The 20736-nt window shown below is 64.7% G+C and carries 13 protein-coding genes; 5 read left to right on the top strand and 8 right to left on the bottom strand.

From position 1 onward, the window contains the following. Positions 1 to 84: 84 nt before the first annotated feature. From AC3IQ7_RS26445 to AC3IQ7_RS26465, 5 genes are all read left to right on the top strand, one after another. The gene (locus AC3IQ7_RS26445; RefSeq protein ID WP_099376491.1) at positions 85 to 2082 is read left to right on the top strand and encodes a DNA topoisomerase IV subunit B; all 1998 of its coding nucleotides are present in this window, start codon (positions 85 to 87) and stop codon (positions 2080 to 2082) included. After that, entirely contained in the window at positions 2082 to 3791 is a 1710-nt protein-coding gene (locus AC3IQ7_RS26450) for a molecular chaperone HscC (protein ID WP_099376490.1), read from the top strand. The genes AC3IQ7_RS26445 and AC3IQ7_RS26450 overlap by 1 nt, the downstream gene beginning before the upstream one ends. Positions 3792 to 3803: 12 nt before the next feature. Continuing rightward, positions 3804 to 5609: a J domain-containing protein gene (locus AC3IQ7_RS26455; protein WP_158301079.1), complete on the top strand. Its 1806-nt coding sequence runs from the start codon at positions 3804 to 3806 to the stop codon at positions 5607 to 5609. 48 nt (positions 5610 to 5657) lie between these two features. Then, positions 5658 to 8012 (top strand): DNA topoisomerase IV subunit A, encoded by a 2355-nt coding sequence (parC, locus tag AC3IQ7_RS26460; RefSeq protein ID WP_489207750.1) that lies wholly within the window; start codon positions 5658 to 5660, stop codon positions 8010 to 8012. A 189-nt stretch (positions 8013 to 8201) separates the two neighbouring features. Next, positions 8202 to 8390, top strand: a complete 189-nt coding sequence (locus AC3IQ7_RS26465; RefSeq protein WP_099376487.1) for a helix-turn-helix domain-containing protein — start codon at positions 8202 to 8204, stop codon at positions 8388 to 8390. On the opposite strand, the gene AC3IQ7_RS26470 is transcribed toward AC3IQ7_RS26465, so the two are convergent. From AC3IQ7_RS26470 to rbbA, 8 genes are all read right to left on the bottom strand, one after another. Continuing rightward, positions 8381 to 8734: a hypothetical protein gene (locus AC3IQ7_RS26470; protein WP_158301078.1), complete on the bottom strand. Its 354-nt coding sequence runs from the start codon at positions 8732 to 8734 to the stop codon at positions 8381 to 8383. The genes AC3IQ7_RS26465 and AC3IQ7_RS26470 overlap by 10 nt on opposite strands. A 25-nt stretch (positions 8735 to 8759) precedes the next feature. Continuing rightward, complete coding sequence (locus AC3IQ7_RS26475) at positions 8760 to 11072, bottom strand: DUF8189 domain-containing protein (protein ID WP_489207751.1); 2313 nt, start codon at positions 11070 to 11072, stop codon at positions 8760 to 8762. Between the two features lie 164 nt (positions 11073 to 11236). Further along, complete coding sequence (locus tag AC3IQ7_RS26480) at positions 11237 to 11710, bottom strand: hypothetical protein (protein WP_099376485.1); 474 nt, start codon at positions 11708 to 11710, stop codon at positions 11237 to 11239. 215 nt (positions 11711 to 11925) lie between these two features. Beyond that, on the bottom strand, positions 11926 to 13143 hold the full coding sequence (locus AC3IQ7_RS26485) for an acetate/propionate family kinase (RefSeq protein ID WP_322426096.1): 1218 nt from the start codon (positions 13141 to 13143) through the stop codon (positions 11926 to 11928). Continuing rightward, positions 13140 to 14555 (bottom strand): bifunctional enoyl-CoA hydratase/phosphate acetyltransferase, encoded by a 1416-nt coding sequence (locus AC3IQ7_RS26490; protein WP_489207752.1) that lies wholly within the window; start codon positions 14553 to 14555, stop codon positions 13140 to 13142. Before AC3IQ7_RS26490 ends, AC3IQ7_RS26485 begins: the two co-directional genes overlap by 4 nt. A gap of 9 nt (positions 14556 to 14564) precedes the next feature. Beyond that, entirely contained in the window at positions 14565 to 16817 is a 2253-nt protein-coding gene (locus AC3IQ7_RS26495; RefSeq protein WP_489207753.1) for a DUF3141 domain-containing protein, read from the bottom strand. Between the two features lie 47 nt (positions 16818 to 16864). After that, positions 16865 to 17989, bottom strand: a complete 1125-nt coding sequence (locus AC3IQ7_RS26500) for an ABC transporter permease (protein ID WP_099376481.1) — start codon at positions 17987 to 17989, stop codon at positions 16865 to 16867. A 1-nt stretch (position 17990) separates the two neighbouring features. Next, entirely contained in the window at positions 17991 to 20735 is a 2745-nt protein-coding gene (gene rbbA, locus AC3IQ7_RS26505) for a ribosome-associated ATPase/putative transporter RbbA (protein ID WP_322426093.1), read from the bottom strand. Position 20736: the final 1 nt, after the last annotated feature.

Genomic DNA, 20736 nt, shown 5'->3' on the forward strand with positions numbered 1-20736 from the left:
ACAGTTATCGCCGCCGCTGTCATTGCGCCCCGCAGTGCCCTGGCCTGGCGTTCCAACCACTGTCTTTACTTAGCTTGAACACGTATGGCCACTAAAAAACCAGCATCCGACTACAGCGAATCATCCATCCGTGTCCTGAAAGGACTGGAACCCGTCAAGCAGCGCCCGGGGATGTATACCCGCACTGAAAATCCGCTGCACATCATTCAGGAAGTGATCGACAATGCCTCCGACGAGGCGCTGGGCGGTCATTGCACGCATATCGCCGTCACGCAAAACACGGATGGCAGCATCACCGTCGAAGACAATGGCCGCGGCATTCCCGTCGGCCTGCACCCGGAAGAAGGCGTGCCGACGGTGGAAATCGTGTTTACACGGCTGCACGCGGGCGGCAAGTTCGACAAGGGTTCTGGCGGCGCCTATGCATTCTCGGGCGGCTTGCATGGCGTCGGCGTATCCGTCACCAATGCGCTGTCGACGCGCCTGGAAATCACCGTCTGGCGCAAGGAAAGCGACGGCAATGGCCTGCACCACATGGTGTTTGCGAATGGCGATGTGATCGAGCCCTTGACTTCCCGCCCTGCCCCGCGCGACGGCAAGAAATCGGGCACACGCGTCACCGCCTGGCCCGATGCGAAATATTTTGATTCGCCGAATATCTCGCAAACGGAGCTGCAACGCCTGCTGCGCTCGAAAGCCGTGCTGCTGCCAGGCGTCACCGTCACCCTCACCAACGCGAAAACCGGCGACACGCAAACGTGGCAGTATGCGGAAGGCTTGCGCGGCTACCTGACCGAAACGCTGGCGCAGGTATCGAATGGCGAAACCCTGATTCCCCTGTTCGAAGGCGCGCAGTACGCTGGCCCGGATTCGGAAGGCTTTGCCGAAGGCGAAGGCGCGGCCTGGGTGGTCGCGTGGACGGAAGAAGGCGCCATCGTGCGCGAATCGTATGTCAACCTGATCCCCACCTCGAATGGCGGCACGCACGAATCGGGCTTGCGCGACGGCCTGTTCGGCGCCGTGAAAAACTTCGTCGAAATGCACTCGCTGCTGCCGAAAGGCGTGAAGCTGCTGCCGGAAGACGTGTTCGCGCGCGCCTCGTTCGTGCTGTCGGCCAAGGTGCTGGACCCGCAATTCCAGGGCCAGATCAAGGAACGCCTGAACTCACGCGACGCCGTGCGCCTCGTTTCGACCTTCACCAAGCCGCCGCTGGAACTGTGGCTGAACCAGCACGTCGATTACGGCAAGAAGCTGGCCGATCTCGTGATCAAGCAGGCGCAGTCGCGCCAGCGTTCGCTGCAAAAAGTGGAAAAGAAAAAATCCTCGGGCGTCGCCGTCCTTCCCGGCAAGCTGACCGACTGCGAATCGTCGGACATTACCCGCAATGAACTGTTCCTCGTCGAGGGTGACTCGGCGGGCGGTTCGGCCAAGATGGGCCGCGACAAGGAATTCCAGGCGATCCTGCCCCTGCGCGGCAAGGTCTTGAATTCGTGGGAAACGGACCGCGACCGCCTGTTCGCCAACAACGAGATCCACGACATCGCAGTGGCCATCGGCGTCGATCCGCACAGCGTGGGCGATACACCCGACCTGTCGGGCCTACGCTACGGCAAAATCTGCATCCTGTCCGATGCAGACGTGGACGGCTCGCACATCCAGGTACTGCTGCTGACCTTATTCTTCAAGCACTTCCCGGTCCTGATCAACAAGGGCCACATCTGCATCGCCCGCCCGCCCTTGTACCGCGTGGATGCACCGGCGCGCGGCAAGAAGCCGATGCAGAAAATCTATGCGCTCGACGACGGCGAACTGGTCGCCATCGAGGACAAGCTGCGCAAGGAAGGCGTGAAACAGGGCGCCTGGTCGATCTCGCGCTTCAAGGGTCTGGGCGAGATGAACGCCGAGCAGCTGTGGGAAACGACGATGAACCCGGACACGCGCCGTTTGCTGCCCGTCACGCTCGGGGAAATCGACCACATGGCCTCGGCCTCGCGCTTCAATATGTTGATGGGCAAGGGCGAAGCGGCCGGACGCCGCGCCTGGATCGAAGAACACGGCAATGAGGCGGAGGCGGATATCTGATGATCATCGGCATCGACCTGGGCACCACCAACAGCCTGGTCGCCATCTGGCGCGACGGCAAGGCTTCCATCATCCCGAATGCGCTCGGTGAACACCTGACGCCATCGTGCGTCAGCATCGATGACGACGGCACCGTGCTGGTGGGCCGCGCCGCGCGCGAGCGCCTGCAGACGCACCCGCAGCTGACGGCCGCCGTCTTCAAACGCTACATGGGCAGCGAGAAGAAGATCACCCTCGGCACGCAGCAATTCCGTCCGGAAGAGCTGTCGTCGATGGTGCTGCGCGCGCTGAAGGAAGATGCCGAAGCCTTCCTCGGACACAAGGTCGAGGAAGCCATCATCACCGTGCCCGCGTATTTCAGCGATGCGCAGCGCAAGGCCACGCGCATCGCCGGCCAGCTGGCGGGCTTGCGCGTGGAGCGCCTGCTCAACGAGCCGACGGCCGCCGCGCTGGCCTACGGCATCCGCGACAAGGAACAGGAAAGCAAATTCCTCGTCTTCGACCTGGGCGGTGGCACGTTCGACGTGTCGATCCTGGAATTGTTCGAAGGCGTGATGGAAGTGCGCGCCTCGGCCGGCGACAATTTTTTGGGCGGCGAAGACTTCGTCACCGTGCTGGTCGACGCCTTCCTGGAAGGCAGCGGCTTGCGCGATGCGGCCGGCAGCCGCCTGTTCGACCCACGCCAGCAGCAGTTGCTGCGCGATGAAGCCGAACGCGTCAAGCGCTTGCTGTCGGACCAGCCGTCCGTGCGCATGGCCACGCGCTACCAGGACAAGGAATACAGCTGGGAGATCAGCGAAGACAAACTGGCGCAGCTGTGCGAGCCCCTGCTGGCCCGCTTGCGCCTGCCCGTGGAGCGGGCACTGCGCGACGCCACCATCCGCGCTGCGGAACTCAATGAAGTAGTGCTGGCCGGCGGCGCCACGCGCATGCCGCTGGTGCGCAAACTCGTCTCGCGCATGTTCGGCCGCTTCCCCGCCATCCACCTCGACCCGGATGAAGCCGTGGCGCTGGGCGCCGCCGTGCAGGCGGGCCTCAAGATGCGCGACGCGGCCCTCGACGAAGTGGTCATGACGGACGTGGCGCCGTACTCGCTGGGTATTTCGATTTCGCGCCAGGTTGGCGCGAACCAGTATGAAGGCGGGCATTACCTGCCCATCATCGAGCGCAATTCCGTGGTACCCGTCTCGCGCACGGAAAACATCACCACCATCCACGACAACCAGAAGGAAATCAACGTGGCGATCTTCCAGGGCGAGTCGCGCCTGGTGGCCGACAATGTCTTCCTCGGCAAGATCAGCTTCCCGATCCCCGCGAAAAAGGCGGGCGAGATCGGCATCGACGTGCGCTTCACCTACGACGTCAGCGGCGTGCTGGAAGCGGAAGTGACGGTGCTGGCCACGCAGGAACGCCACAAGATGATTATCAGCGACAACGCGGGCGTGATGACGCCGGAACAGATCGAGCAGCGCTTTGCGGAACTGGCCGACCTGAAGATCCATCCGCGCGAGCAGATGGAAAATCGTACCCTGGTCACCCGCGCCGACCGGCTGTACGAACAGTCGCTGGGCGACGTGCGCCAGTACCTGGCCGCGCACACGGCCAATTTCCAGGCCGCGCTGGAAACGCAGGACCCGAATACCATCCGCAAGGCGCGCCAGGCATTGGATGACGTGCTGCGCCAGGTCGAGAGCGAGAGCTTCCTGTAGATGGACGGCGGCATGGACAACGGACAGCGCAGCCTGTGGGCAATCCTGGGCACGGAGCCGACGGGCGACGAGCGCGCCCTCAAGCGCGCGTACGCGAAGCGCCTGAAGGTGACGCGTCCAGAAGACGATCCGGCCGCCTTCCAGGAGCTGCGCGAAGCGTATGAATACGCGCTGCGCCATGCGCACCTGTTTGCCGCCGAATTTCCGGAACCGCAAGCGGCAGCGGTAGAAACGCCGCCCATGGAAACGGCCGAGCTGTGGGGCGTCATTGACGAACCCGCGCGGGAGGCGCAGGAACCGCAGGAACCGCCTGCGGAACTGTGGGGCATCATTGCCCGGGAACCCGCACCGCCACCGGAACTATGGGGCGTGGTCGCCATCGATCCGGCGCAGGAAGCGGCCAACCTGTGGCAAGGCTGCCTGGCGCTGACGCGGCACGCGGATGCCGGCGACGTGCTGGCCCGCATACTGCAGGACGACGCCATGCTCAACCTCGATGTGCGCGAGGAATTCGACTTGTGCGCGCTGCGCTACTGTGCCAGCGCCGGGTATGACCTGGTGCTGCGCCAGGCCCTGTTCGAGCAGCTGGGCTGGGACCGTGATTTTTCCTACCTGGCGCGCAGCCATGGGGACCTGGTGCGCACTGCCGTGCAGCGCTACCGGGCCGACCGTTCGTTCGCCCATTTCAGCGACAACCGCGACAGCTACCCGGGCCTGGACTGCATCATGTCGCAGCAACCGCCATCGGCCTATGCGCGCCAGCTGTTCGACCAAAAATTCACGCTGCAGTTGCGCGAGCTGCTGCACGCGATACGCTGGCAGCACGGCGAGATGCTGGCCTGGAAGCTCGATACGGACCTGTTCGAACGATGGGAACAGGCCGTCCATGCCAAGCGCTACTTCAAGCAAACGGCGCTGGCCTCGGGCGGCCTCGGTTTCGTGCTGCACTTCATGCTCGCGGGCGTGCTCGATGCTGCCGGCTTCAAGCTCGGCGACACAGCGGCCTATGCCAGCCTGCTGGGCTTTCAGGCCCTCGCCTTTTCCCTGCTGGCCATGCATGCCTTGCGCTGGCCAATGCCGCTGTTCGCGCGCCTGGAATCGCTGCAAGAAGCGCTGCAGGACCGCCTGCCCATTCTGTGGCAGCGGCCCGGCTTGCGGCAACTGGGCTGGATCGCACCCTACCTCGTGCTGGCACTGCTGCTGTTCCTGCCCGAGCGCAGCGAGACCATGCGCCTCGTCACCGCCGCCGGCTTGTGCGCGTCGGCCCTGCTCGCGTATGCGATGAACCGCCAGCTGCTGCATGGCATGCTGCTGCTCCTGTGTCTGGGCCTGTCGCTGTTCGCCGCCATGTTCATGAGCGGCAAAGGCCCGTCGGCGCTGGCCATCGGCGAGGCCATGCCATTGATATTTTGCCTGGCGGCGCTGGCTCTGCGCTGCGCCACCGGCCTGTATGGAGATGGCGGCTTCCCCGAGGCGCTCTTGCCCCGCCTGCGCGCGGCATGGCTGATCGGCTGCGCGGGCTTGCTGTCGCTACTGTATGTGCAGCAGCTGCCGGCCGCCCTCATCGGCGCCGCGCTGTATGCCTGGTCGTGCGCCGGCTTGCTGTTTTCCCCCACCGATTTCAAATGGAAGACGATCTGGCCGGTGGTGCTGGTGCCGTCCCTTGCCAGCGTCGTGCTGGCCGGCCACGCCCCGGCCATCCGCGCCATGCCGATGATGCATCACAGCGTCGAGCTGGCCCTGGCTGTGCTGTATTTCACCCTGCGCTATATGTATCTGACATACGGCAAGTCCTTTTCCAAATCACGGCTGTCATAATCAGCCCCACGAATTCAACCGCAACCACTTAACACCGAAACAAGCGCCATGTCCACACAAACCAATTTATTTGACGATGCCCAGCCTGAGCCGATCGAGCCGGATGAACCGGTATTCGACGGCGAAGCGCTGACCCTGTCCACCTTTGCCGAGCGCGCCTATCTCGATTACGCCATCTCCGTCGTCAAGGGCCGCGCCCTGCCCGACGTGTGCGACGGCCAGAAACCCGTGCAGCGCCGCATCCTGTATGCGATGAACGAGCTGGGACTCAACTCCACGGCGAAGCCCCGCAAATCGGCGGCCGTGGTCGGCGACGTGCTCGGTAAATTGCATCCGCACGGCGACCAGTCCGTGTACGACGCGCTGGTGCGCATGGCGCAGGATTTCTCGCTGCGCTACCCGCTGATCGATGGCCAGGGCAACTTCGGCTCGCGCGACGGCGATGGCGCGGCGGCCATGCGTTACACGGAAGCGCGCCTAACCCCGATCGCCAAGCTGCTGATGGACGAAATCGGCATGGGCACGGTGGACTTCCAGCCCAACTACGACGGTTCGACGGAAGAACCGAAGCTGCTGCCGGCGCGCCTGCCGATGGTGCTGCTCAATGGCGCCTCCGGCATCGCCGTGGGCCTGGCAACGGAAATCCCGTCGCACAACCTGGCGGAAGTGGCGAAAGCGGCTGTCGCCATGATCCGCGATCCGAAGATGACGCACGCGGAGCTGATGGCCATCATTCCCGGCCCCGACTTCCCCGGCGGCGGCCAGATCATCACCCCATCGTCGCAAATCCAGGACATGTATGCGAGCGGTCGTGGCAGCATGAAGGTACGCGCACGCTGGAAGATCGAGGAACTGGCGCGCGGCCAGTGGCAAGCCGTCGTGACGGAACTGCCGCCGGGCACCTCATCGCAAAAAGTGCTGGAAGAAATCGAGGAACTGACGAATCCGAAGATCAAGCTGGGCAAGAAGGCGCTGTCGCCGGACCAGGTGGCCCTGAAGGCGCTGATCCTCAATTCGCTCGACACCATCCGTGACGAATCGGGCCGTGCAGCACCCGTGCGTCTCGTATTCGAACCGAAGTCGAAGAACCAGGACCAGACGGAATTCATGCTGATGCTGCTGGCGCATACATCGCTGGAATCATCGACCTCGATCAACCTGGTGATGATCGGCGGCGATGGCCGTCCGCGCCAAAAAGGGCTAGGCGACATCCTGCGCGAGTGGATCGACTTCCGCTTCGAGACCGTCACGCGCCGCACCGGCTACAAACTGGGCAAGGTCAAGGACCGCATCCATATCCTGGAAGGGCGCGAAGCGATCCTGCTCAATATCGACAAGGTGATCCAGATCATCCGCAATTCGGATGAGCCGAAAGCGGCCCTGATCGAAGCGTTCAAACTGTCCGAACGCCAGGCCGACGACATCCTGGAAATCCGCTTGCGTCAGCTGGCGCGCCTGGAAACGATCAAGATCCAGCAAGAGCTGGCCGAACTGCGCAAGGAAGAAAAGTCCTTGCAAGACCTGCTCGACAACCCGGGCTCGATGAAGCGCGCCGTCATCCGCGAAATCGAAGCGGATGCCAAGCAGTTCGGCGACGCGCGACGCACCCTGATCGAAGAAGCGCAAAAAGCCGTGGCGGAACAGAAGGTGGTCGATGAACCGGTCACCGTCATCATTTCGGAAAAAGGCTGGGTGCGCGCACGTACCGGCATCGGCCACGATGCGGCGCAGTTCACGTTCAAGGCGGGCGACTCCCTGCATGGCGCCTTCGAGTGCCGCACGGTCGACACCCTGCTGGGCTTTGGCAACAACGGCAAGATTTACTCGGTTCCCGTCTCCGCGCTGCCCAACGCGCGCGGCGACGGCGTGCCGATCACGACCTTGTGCGACCTGAGCGGCGGTACGCCCGGCAACGCCGTACGCATCCTGCATTACTTTGCGGGCAATGGCGCCACCAATTTGCTGCTGGCGTCGAGCGCAGGCTACGGCTTCATCGCCAAGGCGGGCGACATGACGAGCCGTCTGAAAGGCGGCAAGGCCTTCATCACCCTGGACGATGGCGACGTGCCTTTGGCGCCGAAAGTCATCCCCGAGGCGACCAGCGCCCTGGCCTGCCTGACGGAAGGCGCGCGCCTGCTGGTGTTCGGTCTCGATGAAATGAAAACCCTGTCCAAGGGCGGCACCGGCGTCAAGCTGATCGACCTCGATGCGAAAGACAAGCTGCTGGCCGTGCAGCCGATCACCCAGCGCGGCGTGGTGGTCTCGGGCATCGGCCGGGCCTCGAAACCGCAGGATGCGTCGCTGGGCGCCACGGCCCTGGCCGAGCACTTCGGCAAGCGCGCGAAAAAGGGCAAGGCGCTGGCGGCCAAGCTGAAACCGGTGTCGATGGCGGCCATTGGCTGACCGGCATCGCGCCACACGAAAAGACAGGTTCGCCTGTCTTTTTTTTCGCCTGTCGCAGCGGACAAAATAGTTTTACAGATAGTTTTGCAGATACGCGCCGCGTTTTCGTTATCCCTGCAGGCATGCCACCGGCGTGCCGCCCACAGACAGGAGAGCAACGATGACAAACAAGGTTTCAGGCAGGCTGCCATGCAGCGCCTGACCCCGGCCGAGCGGCTGGTGGCGGCCATGGCGGCCGAAGGCTTGCCGTATAAAAGCATCGCCAGGGAACTGGGCAAGTCGCCGGCCACCGTACGCAATCAGCTGCATGCGATTTACCAGAAACTGGGCGTGGGCAACCGCACGGCGCTCGCATACAAACTGCGCGGTCACCCTTGATGCCGCGACAGGCGCAGCACGTCGGGCGTCGCTTCGACGATATCGATCACGTCCTGCGCTCCTGCGCCATCACCGAGCGCATAGCGGCCCATGCCCAGGGGCCGCAGCCGGGTGACGGGGCCGGCACGGGGACGGTCGTCGGGGCCGGGCGCCATGGACGTCAAGGTCGCCTCCCCTTGCGCCGTGGCGCCGGCGGGCGCGCCGAACTCCAGCACCTTGCGCCCCTTGCGGCTGGGCGGGAAGGTGAACGTGGCCGTGGGCCGGTACACCTCGATACCGTCCGCATCCTCCTCGAACGAGTGCGTCCAGCTGCCGCTGGGCAGTGCCGTTGTCATGCCGTGCATGCCGCCTCCCGTTGAACCATTGACGTCAGAAACACGATACCACGCCGCCCAGGTTTTCATAGCCAGTCACGGACGGTGACCAGGCCGTGCCGTTCCACGCCTTGTGGAACAGGGCGCCATTCGTGCCTGTGACAAACACGTCGAGGCGGTTCGGCGCCCAGGCCGTGGCGCGCGGACGCGAGGTGCAGATACCGCCCAGGTTTTCAAAGCCCGTCACGGAGGGCGACCAGGCAGATCCATTCCACGCCTTATGGTACAGGGCGCTGTCCGTGCCAATGACGAACAGGTCGAGCCGGTTCGGTCCCCACGACACGGCTTCCACCTCGCCCACGCAAACGCCGCCCAGACGCTCGAAGCCGTCGATGGACGGCCCCCATTTCGTGCCATCCCACCACTTGTGGTACAGCGCGCCATCGGTGCCCGTGACGAAGACGTCGAGCCGGTTCGGTCCCCACGCCACGGCTTTCGGAGACGAGGTGCAGATGCCGCCCAAACGCTCGTAGCCCGTCAGCGACGGTCCCCAGGCCGTGCCGTTCCACCACTTGTGGTACAGGGCCCGGTCCGTGCCGACGACGAAGACATCGAGGCGGTTCGGTCCCCACGCCACGGCTTCCGGCTGGCCCAGGCAAATACCGCCCATGGCTTCATACCCCGTCAGCGACGGCCCCCAGGCGGCCCCGTTCCACCACTTGTGATACAGGCCGCGGTCCGTGCCGACGACAAACACGTCGAGGCGGTTCGGTCCCCAGGCCACAGCGCGCGGGTCGCCCACGCACAAGCCGCCCATGGCTTCGTAACCGGTCAGGGACGGTCCCCAGGCCGTGCCGTTCCACCATTTGTGGAACAAGCCGCTGTCGGTGCCCGTGACGAATACGTCGAGCCGGTTCGGCGCCCACGACACGACTTGTGGCGCGCTGGTACAGATGCCGCCCTGCCCCTCGTAGCCGGTGACGGATGGCGCCCAGGCCGTGCCATTCCATGCCTTGTGGTACAGCGCGCGATCCGTGCCCACCACGAAGACGTCGAGGCGGTTCGCGCCCCAGGCCACGACGGGAGAGGAGCTCTGGCGCGGCGTGGCGCCTGCGCCCGTGCCTCCCGTGCCGATGCTGGCGCGCGGGCCATCGAGGCAAGCCTGCATGCGCGCCACCTGGCCGGCCGTGAACATGAACATGGCGGGATCGTCGACGTAATCCATGTAGTTCATGAACATGTCGCCATTCGGCCCGTTATTGCACGACACCTGGGGAAACGAGGGCTGGCCCGTGTTCGGCCCGCCCTGGTTCGGCGTGTCGGCCACGTTGTCCGTGCCCGAGCACCCGGTGCCGTCGTCGCCCCAGATATGGTTCAGATTCAGCCAGTGGCCAATTTCATGCGTGGCCGTGCGCCCCAGGTGAAACGGCGGCGCCGCCGTGCCTGTCGTGCCAAAGGCCGATTGCAGGATCACCACGCCGTCGGTCGCGGCCGGGCCGCCGGGAAACTGCGCATAACCCAACAAGCCGCCACCGAGCTGGCAGACCCAGATATTCAGGTAGCTGTCGGCCGGCCAGGCATCCATGCCGCCCGTCGCCTGCGACTTGACGGCATCGTCCGCACCAAAGGACGTCACCGTCGTCTGGCGTCGCTCGACGCCGCTGGTGGCCGCGCCATGCGGATCGGTCGTGGCCAGCGCGAACTCCACGCGCGCATCGGCCGTCAGCGGCAGGAACGGCGCCGGCGTGCTGTTGACGTCCGGGTTGACGCGGCGGAAGTCACGGTTCAGCACATCGATCTGGCTGGCGATCTGCGCATCCGAAATATTCTGCGCAGCCGTATTCCACACCATGTGCACGACCACCCGGATGTGCGTCACGCCGGCACGGCCGGCACTGCTGGCATCGCCCTCGTACAACCCGGCCAGGTTTTCGATATCGACGCGCACGTTCGCATACGATGGGTCTTCGGTCAGCAGGCGCCGATGCACGTCCATCGTGGCGCAGGTGCGCGTCCGCGGCGTGCCGCCGCCCTGCCCCCCATCACCGCCATTGCCTCCGCTACCATCGCCGCCCATGCCGCCACCACCGATCTGCATGCAACTGGCGCCCGCCATGCCTTGCGGCGTCTGCTGCATGCCGCCACCACCCGGCATGGCGCCGGTATCCGCGGCGGCCACGCCCTGGGTGAGCGCCGCCTGGTCGGCATATGACACGCCCAGGCGCAGTCCCGGCATCGCGTCGCCGCCCGCCGCATCGGCGCCAGCCTGCATGTCGCCCTCGACCGGCATGGACTGCGTGGCGGACATGGCTGGCGCGCCTTCCGCCGAACCGGTGGCCGGTGTTTTTTTCGTTTTAGCGGTGCTCATGATGTCTCCTTCGTCTGTTTGCCAGTTCACTATGGCACGGCGAAAAGAGGAGCATTTGCGCCAGATCAAGACTGGCAAGCGTCGCCAGGGAAAAGTGCTGGACGAAAAAAAAGACAGCCGAAGCTGTCTTTTGGGCTTGCAGGCCGTGGCCCGCAAACAGGGAATTACTTGGCGGCGGCGGCCTTGACTTCAGCGTCGGCCTTGGCCTTGGCTTCTTCCGTCTTGGTGGCGGCGATGGCTTTATCGGCGTTCGCTTCCACTTTTTCCTTGGCGACCTTGGCGTCCGCTTTCACGGCGGTTTTGCCCGCTTTCGCATCGGCCTTGGCGGCAGCCTTGTCAGCCTTGGCTTGTGCCTTCATCTTGTCTTCCGGATCGGCATCGACCACTTTGTCGTGGGCCTTGGCCTTGGTTTTATTCGCCTTGTGCTGGGCATCGGCTTTCTTTTCGTCAGCCTTCATTTCAGCCTTGGCGACATTGGCGTCAGCCTTGGCATCGACTTTGGCTTCCTTGTTGGCAGCCTTGTTGATGTCATGCTGCGCAGACGCCTGGGCGCTGGCAACGGCTGGGGTAACTGGCGTTTGCGCGATGGCAGCGGTGGCAAACAGGGTAGCGATCAGGGCGGCGAGTAATTTGTTCATGATGAGACCTTTCAATATGGTTTAATTTTATTCTTACTAAAGGCGGGCAAAATGTTCAAAATTTGCCAGGCATCGCGCTGTTTCTTGATGTAGCGCAATGGCATGACTTCATAGTAAAGATAACGGGCAAACCACACAGTGCGTTAGCGCACTCAACGGGAAATATATGCATTTCGGCAAACTTCCCATCGAGCGCTGCCGTAAGCGTCAGGACCTCATGCACCCACGGCCAGCGCCGCATGGCGGGCAGCCACCCACTCCTCGTTGGCCGGCTCCACGCCCACCACGATACGGCTGCTGTCGCTGGAAATACGGCTGGCATTGCGCGCATTCGCCTCCCCGTCGAGCGCGGGGCCGATGAATCCCAGCTCGGCGCAGATGCGCTGGCGCAGCTCAGCGCTGTGCTCGCCGATACCGGCCGTAAACACCAGCATGTCCAGTCCACCCAGCACGGCCGTCAGGGCGCCGATCTCGCGCACAATGCGGCGGATATATAAAGCCAGCGCGGCGCGGATGCGCTCACCCGTGGCGTCCTGCCGGTCCTGCTGCGCCAGCAAGACGGGTGGGTCGGCCGACACGCCCGACACGCCCAGTAAGCCCGACTCGTGGTACAGCACATGCGCCACTTTTTCCAGCGACAGCTTTTCGATTTCCATCAGGTAGATGACGGCGCCCGGATCGAGCGAACCGCAGCGCGTGCCCATCATCAGGCCATCGAGCGCGGAAAAGCCCATGGTGGTGGCCACGCTGTGCAAATTCTCCATGGCGCACAGGCTGGCGCCGCTACCCAGGTGAGCCACGATGACCTTGCCGCGCGCGACCGCGCCAAAACGCTGCTCCAGCACCAGCGACTGGTATTCATACGACAGGCCGTGGAAGCCGTAGCGGCGCAAGCCCCGCTCCCACGCATCGTAAGGCAGGGCCAGCATCTGCTCGACCTGCGGCACCGTGTGGTGGAAGGCCGTGTCGAAGCACGCCACCTGGGCGATGTCGGGCCGCGATTCGAGCAGCACCTCGATCGCTTCCAGCGCGAACGGCTGGTGCAGGGGCGCGAGCGGCACATAACTTTTCAGGTCGGCCAGCACCTTGAAATCGATGCGTACGGGGGCGAAATACTTGCTGCCGCCATGGACCACGCGGTGCGCCACGGCGCGCAGCGGACGCCCGGCCAGCTGCGCCACCACTTGCGCGCGGATGTATTCGAGCGCCGCATGATGGGGTTGCGCCGGATCGAGCTGCAAGGCGATTGCCGGCAGGCCGCCGGCGCGGTAGGTGGCGTTTTCGCGGCCGATGCCTTCGACCTTGCCGCTCCATTGCGCCTGCTGCGGCAGCACGCCGCCCGCCTGCTCAAACAGGGCGAACTTGATGCTCGACGAGCCGCAATTGAGCACCAGGATCAGGGTGCCATCGGCATGTTGGACTGCTGCGTTCATGGCGGCGTGCTCCGGTAATGGTTGGCCAGCATCACGGCGATGGCGCACGAGGCGATGCGGCTGGCGCGCGAGTCCGCGCGGCTGGTGAGGATGACGGGGATTTTCGCGCCCAGCACGATGCCGGCGCTGTCCGCGTCGCCCATGTATTCGAGCTGCTTGGCCAGCATGTTGCCGCTTTCCAGATCGGGCACGAGCAAGATGTCGGCGCGGCCCGCCACTTCCGAGACGATGCCCTTGACGGTAGCGGCGGCGATCGACACGGCATTGTCAAAAGCCAGCGGGCCGTCGAGAATCGCCCCCGTGATCTGGCCGCGGTCGGCCATCTTGCACAGGGCGGCCGCGTCCAGCGTGGCCGGCATGTCGGCGTTCACCGTTTCCACGGCGGCCAGGATGGCCACGCGCGGGCAGGCCACGCCGATCACGTGCGCCAGGTCGATGGCGTTGCGCACGATGTCGGCCTTCATGGCCAGGTTGGGCGCGATATTGATGGCCGCATCCGTGATGATGAAGGGGCGCGGATACGCCGGCGTCTGCATCAGGAAGCAGTGGCTGATGCGGCGCTTGGTGCGCAGGCCGGCGCTGGCGGCCAGCACGGCCGACATCAATTCATCCGTGTGCAGGCTGCCCTTCATCAAGGCTTCCACTTCACCCTTGCCCGCCAGTTCGGCGCCGCGCGCGGCGGCGGCATGGCTATGCTCGACGTCCTCGATGGCGATGCCTTCCAGGCTCAGGCCCGCTTCCAGCGCCACGGCTTCCAGGCGCGCGCGCGGCGCCACCAGCACGGGCGTGATCAGGCCGGCCGCATGCGCGTCGAGCGCGCCCGACAGGCTCAGTTCATCGCAGGGGTGGATCACGGCCACCCTGATCGGACCCAGGGTGCGCGCGTGTTCCAGCAGGCGCCGCGTGCCGTCGCCGTTATGCAGGCGTACTTCGGGGAGGGTGGCGCGCTTGCGTTCGATCTGCTCGGCGGGCGCGATCACCTGCGCCTCGCCATCGAGCACCACGGCGCCGTGCTGGTTGACGCAGCGGCAAACCAGGGTCACGTGGCGGCTGCGCGGCTCGAGCGCCGTCACGGTGACGCTGATGGCCAGGGTATCGCCCACGCGCACTGGCTGCAAAAAGCGCAGGGTCTGGCCCGTGTAGACGGTGCCTGCGCCGGGCAGGCGCGTGCCCAGCACGGCGGAAATGAGGGCCGCGCCCCACATGCCGTGCGCGATCACGCCCTCGTAACGGGTGGCGGCGGCAAATTCCGTATCGAGGTGCTGCGGGTTGTCGTCGCCCGACATCACCGCGAACAGGGCGATGTCGTCCATGCTCAGGGTGCGCGTGATGCTGGCGGTGTCGCCGATGGCGATCTGGTCGAAGGTGCGGTTGCGTACGATATTCAGATCATCGTCTTGGGTAGTAGTCATCGTGGTCTTCTAGGCAGGGGTAATGTGTTTGGCCGGTTTGGCTTTCGGTTCAGTCCTGGATGCGCGCACAACCGATTGCTGCTCCTTGACCGCCCGGTCAAAGACGTCCAGCATCTGCTGCAGGCTCGCTTCCTCGTCCGGCGTCGGCGCCTCGGGCACTTGCAGCACTTGCTGCAGCCATTCGGCCAGCGCGCCGATGTCGTCCGGGTCGGCGCGCGACAGCAAGGCCGGCAAGGCGGCGATGGCGGTATCGAAATCATGCAGCATCAAGCGCGCCTGCTGGCGCACGATACCGCGGAACTCCTCCATGCCGACATCCTGCCGGTATTGCGGCTTGATCAGTTTGAGGGCCAGGTTGACCCTGCGCTCGTCGGCGATCATGCGGAAGCGGTAGATGTAGAACAGCGCGCGCACGGCCGCTTCCACCAGGCCGCCCCGCTGCATGTCCTCGTCCATCTTGCGCGTTTCGCAGCGCACGTATTCGCAATGCTCGGGCGAAATGCCGGGATGCGGGCGCGGCGGCGTCGTGTCGCCGATGGCTTGTCCCGTCAGCGCCTGCACCAGGGGCGAGCCGTACACCAGGTCGAAGGTGGTTTCCTGCACGCTGTCGCGCCAGTCGCGCCAGCCGTTCAAGCCAGCCGTGATGGCGCCGGAGATGGCTTCCTGCATGGCCAGCAGCGGATTGTCGGGCGATACCGGCTGGCGCTGGGCGCGCACTTTGTCGGCCTCTTTGGCCACCAGCCTGGCCAGCGGATTGTGATCCGTCCAGCGCTCGTACGACACGCGCAGCGGATGCGCGAGCTGCAAAAAGCGCGCCGTCTGCGGCGTGACCATGGCGCGCACCCACGGCTGCGCAAACGTGCGGTACAGGGCCAGGTTCACTTCGGACACGCGCGCGGCGGCGGCGAACTTGCGGTCGTTTTCCACGCTCGGCTGCACGATGGCGCGCACGTCGTCGATGCCGCGGTGCTCGACCTGCAGCACATAATCGCCGCTGGCCAGGTCCGCGTTCGGCGTATCGGGCGTCTTGTCGACGATCCTCGCTTCGTAGATGCCGGCCGGCAGCAGGTTGATCAGATCGATATTGCTGGCGAATTTCTGGTGCTCTTTGTGCCCCACTTTGGCCGACACAAAAATGCCCAGGTGGCCGATGCTATCATGCACGGCATACACGATGGTCTGGTCGTGCAGCAGCACGTCCTTGTCGTCGCGGTACAGGTCCGTGATCCAGCCCAGGGCCTGCGGCGGCGGCGTGATGTTGTCGCCGTTCGAGCAGAACACGACGATGGGTGAGCGGATGTTGCGCAAGTCCAGGCGCACGCCGTCCGAGGTGATCAATTCGGCCGTGGCCAGGCGGTTGCCGATGAACAGATTGTCGACGATGTACTGCATCTCGACGTCGTTGAGGAAGACGTGGCCGCCCCAGTATTTTTCAAATTCCAGGTAACGCGGTGCTTCCGTATCGATGTTCGCGTACAGGTTGTACTGCTTGCTCCACAGGGTGTTGGCCGGGTTGAGCTTCTCGAAATTCTGCACCAGACTGGCGCCATCGAAGCGGCCGTTGCCCAGGTCGCCCGCCAGCGCCGTGGCCCAGCTGCCGCCCATCAAGCCACCCGCATAGCGCATCGGATTGCGACCATGCCAGCCGGCCCAGTACGACACGGGCGCGCCGGCCACGATGATGGGGCCGAACAATTCCGGGCGCATGGCCGCCGTCATGAGGATTTGCCAGCCCGCCTGGCAATTGCCGATGACGACGGGTTTACCCTCGCTGAGCGGATGCAGGGCGATGACTTTTTCCAGGAAGGCCGCTTCGGCATGCATCACGTCTTCCACCGTCTGTCCCGGCACGGGGTCGGGCAGGAAACCGATGAAGTAGCACGGATGGCCGGCGCGCAGGGCCACGCCGATCTCGCTCTCGGCCTTGAAGCCGCCGATGCCGGGGCCGTGCCCGGCGCGCGGGTCGACGACGACGAAAGGGCGCTTCGATGGATCGGGTTCGGGCAAATCGGGCGTCAGGATGCGCGCGAGGCCGTAGTTGACGGGGCGCGCCAGTTCCAGGCCCGACATCACCAGCTCGGCGGGGAAGTCCAGCACGTTCGGCACTTCCTCGGCCATGTGCTCCTGGTACTGGTTGCCGCGCCGGCGCATCACGTCCGCGTACAGCACGATGCGCTGCCACGAGTCGCGCGCATAGTCGCCCAGCACGCCCAGCGGCGGCAAGCCGCCGGTGGAGAAAAATGGTGCAGCTTCGATCTTCATGGCTATCCTTTTCATGCAAAAAACGCCGGACCATTCCGGCGCGGGAGCTATGCCATCTGGCTGATGGTCTTGCGAAAACGGGCAAGGGCAAACGTGAACAGGGCCGTGCCGATGGCCAGCAAGGACAGGAACGGTTTCCACACCACGTCAATGCCGGCGCCCCGGTACAGGATCGCCTGGCTCAATTCGACGAAATGCGTGGTCGGCGCAATCAGCATGATGTTCTGCACAAGCTGGGGCATGCTTTCGCGCGGCGTGCTGCCGCCCGACAGCATCTGCAGCGGCAGCAGCACGAGGATCAACAGCATGCCGAACTGCGGCATGCTGCGCGCCACGGTGGCGAGGAAAATGCCCATCGAGGTGGTGGCAAACAAGTGCAGTGCCGCGCCGCACAGGAACAGCGCGATCGAGCCTTCGATGGGCACGTGCAGCATGCCGCGCACCACCAGGTTCAGCGACAGGGCGGCGGCCAACAGCACCACGAGACCCATCGACCAGACCTTGCCCAGCATGATCTCGGCCGGCGTCACGGGCATCACCAGCAAGTGCTCGATGGTGCCATGTTCGCGCTCGCGTATCAGCGCTGCCCCCGTCAAAATGATCGACAGCATCGTCACCTGGTTGATGAGCTCCATCAACGAGCCAAACCACGCCTGGCTCAGCGACGGATTGAAGCGCGCGCGCATCACCAGCTCCACCGGCGAGACGGTCGCGCCCCGATAGCGCTTGGCGAATTCCGATATCTCGCCGGCGACGATCTGCTGGATGTAGCCGCTGCCGCTGAAAGCCTGGCTCATGCGCGTGGCGTCCACGTTCAGCTGCAGCTCCGCGTGGCGCCCGCCCAGCACGTCCGCCTGCAGCTTGGGCGGTATCGTCAGCACGAAGGTGTACTGGCCCGCGTCCAGGCCCGCATCGACCTGGCCCTGGTTGATCATGGCCGGCGGCGTGAATTGCGGCGGGAAGAAGGCCGAGGCGATGCGCCCGGACAGGGGCGAGCCATCCTCGTCGACGATGGCGATCGAGGCCATGTGCAGGGTTTCCGGCTTGGCCGTGGCGGCCACGTAGATGGCCAAAGTAAACGTGTAGAGGATCAGGATCAGCATCATGGGATCGCGGATCAGGCTCCAGATTTCCTTCACGCCCAGGCGGTAGATATTTTCAAGATGCCGCATATCAGCTCTCCTGTTTCTTCAGCAGCGCCACCGTCACGCCGAGGATCACGGGAATGGCGATGATCAATGGCCAGAACGAGGCGTGCAAGTCGCCAAAGCCCAGCGCCTTGTTGAACACGCCCCGGCTGATATTGAGCATGTGCGTGGCCGGGTACATCAGGCCGATGGCCTTGCCCACGCCTTCCATCGACGAGACGGGATTGAGCAGGCCGGAAAACTGGATGGCCGGGATCATGGTGCCAATCATGGTCACGAACAGGGCCGCGATCTGGCTGCGCGTAAACGTCGAGGCGAACAAGCCGATGCCGGTGGCGCAGACATTGAAGATGAAGGTGGCGCCGATCAAGGTCAGCAAGCTGCCCTTGACCGGCACGCCGAAGGCGGTCACCGCCAGCAGCGCCATGAGGAGGAAGTTGAACATGGCCAGCGCCACATACGGCACCTGCTTGCCAAGCAAGAATTCCAGGCGCGTGACAGGCGTCACGTACAGGTTGATGATGGAACCGAGTTCCTTTTCGCGCACCACGGACAGCGCCGCCAGCATGGCCGGCAGCATCAGCAGCAATAAGGGAATCACAGCCGGCACCATGGCCGGCAGGCTTTTCACGTCCGGGTTGTAGCGGTAGCGGGTCTGGATGGCGACCGGATTGTTCATCTTGATACCGTAACGGTGCAAGGCCTGGTCGGCCAGCCATAGCTGGTGCATGCCCTGCACGTAGCCCTGCACGGTTTCCGCGCGCATCGGCATGGCGCCATCGATCCACGCGCCCACCTGGGCCGGCGCGCCGCGCTGCACGTCGCGCGCGAAGCCGGGCGGGATTTCGATTGCCAGCGACAGTTCGCCGCTGCGCATGCGCTTGTCGATATCGGCATAGTCGCGCAGGGGCGGGCGTTCGATGAAGTAGCGAGAACCGGCCAGGTTGTTCGTGTAATTCTGGCTCAACGTCGTCTGGTCGTGGTCAAGCACCGCATAACTGAGGTCTTCGACGTCGAGACTGATGCCGAAGCCGATGACGAACAGCAGCAGCACGGAGCCGCCCAGCGCCAGGGTCAGGCGCACGGGATCGCGGCGCAATTCCAGCGTCTCTCGCCACATGTAGCTGAGCATGCGGCCCAGGCTGAAGCGGCTGCGCTGGTGCTTCTGCTGTGGCGCCTGCACTGCCGCCTTTTGGCCCGGCGCCTCGCTTTCCTGCGTCGCCGCTGCCGTGCCGCCGCCCGCCTCTTCCAGGTAGGCGATGAAGGCCGCTTCCAGCGATGGCGCGCCCTTCTTGCGCACCAGTTCGGCCGGCGCATCGCTGACCAGCACTTTACCCGCGTGCATCAGCGAGATGCGGTCGCAGCGCTCGGCCTCGTTCATGAAGTGGGTGGAAATGAAAATGGTGACGTGGTCGCGCCGCGCCAGCTCGATCATCAGGCGCCAGAAATTGTCGCGCGCGATGGGGTCGACGCCGGACGTCGGCTCGTCGAGGATCAGCATTTCCGGCTTGTGTACCATGGCCACGGCCAGCGACAGCCGCTGGCGGATCCCCAGCGGCAGGCTGTCAGGCAAGTCGTCCATCACCGCGCGCAAATCGAAGCGCTGCGCCATCTCGTCGATGCGCGCAGGTATCTCGCCCTCTGGCACGTGGAACAGGCGCGCGTGCAGCACCAGGTTTTGGCGCACCGTCAGCTCGCTGTACAGAGAGAATGCCTGCGACATGTAGCCGACCCTGCGGCGCGTGTCGATATCGCTGGAGTCGACCTCCTTGCCGAACAGCCAGGCCTTGCCTTCCGTGGCCGGCAACAGGCCCGTGAGCATCTTCATGGTGGTCGACTTGCCGCAGCCGTTCGAACCGAGAAAGCCGAATATCTCGCCACGGCCGATGCGGAAATTCACATGGTCGACGGCCGTGAAGTCACCGAAGCGCATGGTCAGGTCCTGCGCCTCGATGGCGACGTCCTGCGCGCTGGCGGCGTCCAGCGGCGTGATGACGACGGGCTGGTGGCCGGCGCGCTTGGCTTCGGGCAGCAGCTTGATGAAGGCCGATTCCAGGGTATCGCTTTGCGTGCGCGCCAGCAGTTCGGCCGGCGTGCCCGTATCGAGCACCTTGCCGTCATCCATGGCCACCAGCCAATCGAAGCGCTGCGCCTCGTCCATGTAGGCCGTGGCCACCATCACGCTCATTTGCGGGCGCTGCACGCGGATGCCGGCGATCAGGTCCCAGAACTGGGCCCGCGCCAGCGGATCGACGCCGGTGGTCGGTTCATCGAGAATGAGCAGGTCGGGATCGTGGATCAGGGCGCAGCACAGGCCCAGCTTCTGCTTCATGCCGCCCGACAGCTTGCCCGCCGGACGCGCCAGGAACGGCTGCAAGCCCGTGCTGCGGGTCAGCTGGTCGATGCGGCGCCGGCGTTCGGCCGCGTCGTGGCCGAACAGGCGCGCGAAGAACTGCAGGTTTTCCTCGACCGACAGGGTCGGATACAGATTCTTGCCCAGGCCTTGCGGCATGTAGGCGATACGCGGACAGACCTCGTCGCGGTGGCGCGCATCGCGCATGTCGCCGCCCAGCGCCATCACTGTGCCCTGCTGCACGGCGCGCGCGCCGGCCACCAGCGACAGCAAACTCGATTTGCCCACGCCATCGGGCCCGATCAAGCCCACCATGCAGCCGGCCGGCACATCGAGATCGATGGCGGCTAGCGCCACCGTCTTGCCGTAATGCTGGCTGACGCCCTTGATGCTGACGACTGGGGAAGTGGAAGCCACA

The sequence above is a fragment of the Janthinobacterium sp. GL_088 genome, from assembly GCF_057837845.1.

Bases quoted from the DNA above. Each gene is read 5' to 3' on its own strand.
- parC (WP_489207750.1), top strand. From the start codon at position 5,658: ATGTCCACACAAACCAATTTATTTGACGATGCCCAGCCTGAGCCGATC.
- AC3IQ7_RS26485 (WP_322426096.1), bottom strand. From the start codon at position 13,143: ATGAACGCAGCAGTCCAACATGCCGATGGCACCCTGATCCTGGTGCTC.
- AC3IQ7_RS26480 (WP_099376485.1), bottom strand. From the start codon at position 11,710: ATGAACAAATTACTCGCCGCCCTGATCGCTACCCTGTTTGCCACCGCT.
- AC3IQ7_RS26455 (WP_158301079.1), top strand. From the start codon at position 3,804: ATGGACAACGGACAGCGCAGCCTGTGGGCAATCCTGGGCACGGAGCCG.
- AC3IQ7_RS26490 (WP_489207752.1), bottom strand. From the start codon at position 14,555: ATGACTACTACCCAAGACGATGATCTGAATATCGTACGCAACCGCACC.
- AC3IQ7_RS26465 (WP_099376487.1), top strand. From the start codon at position 8,202: ATGCAGCGCCTGACCCCGGCCGAGCGGCTGGTGGCGGCCATGGCGGCC.
- AC3IQ7_RS26450 (WP_099376490.1), top strand. From the start codon at position 2,082: ATGATCATCGGCATCGACCTGGGCACCACCAACAGCCTGGTCGCCATC.
- AC3IQ7_RS26445 (WP_099376491.1), top strand. From the start codon at position 85: ATGGCCACTAAAAAACCAGCATCCGACTACAGCGAATCATCCATCCGT.
- AC3IQ7_RS26470 (WP_158301078.1), bottom strand. From the start codon at position 8,734: ATGCACGGCATGACAACGGCACTGCCCAGCGGCAGCTGGACGCACTCG.
- AC3IQ7_RS26495 (WP_489207753.1), bottom strand. From the start codon at position 16,817: ATGAAGATCGAAGCTGCACCATTTTTCTCCACCGGCGGCTTGCCGCCG.
- AC3IQ7_RS26475 (WP_489207751.1), bottom strand. From the start codon at position 11,072: ATGAGCACCGCTAAAACGAAAAAAACACCGGCCACCGGTTCGGCGGAA.
- AC3IQ7_RS26500 (WP_099376481.1), bottom strand. From the start codon at position 17,989: ATGCGGCATCTTGAAAATATCTACCGCCTGGGCGTGAAGGAAATCTGG.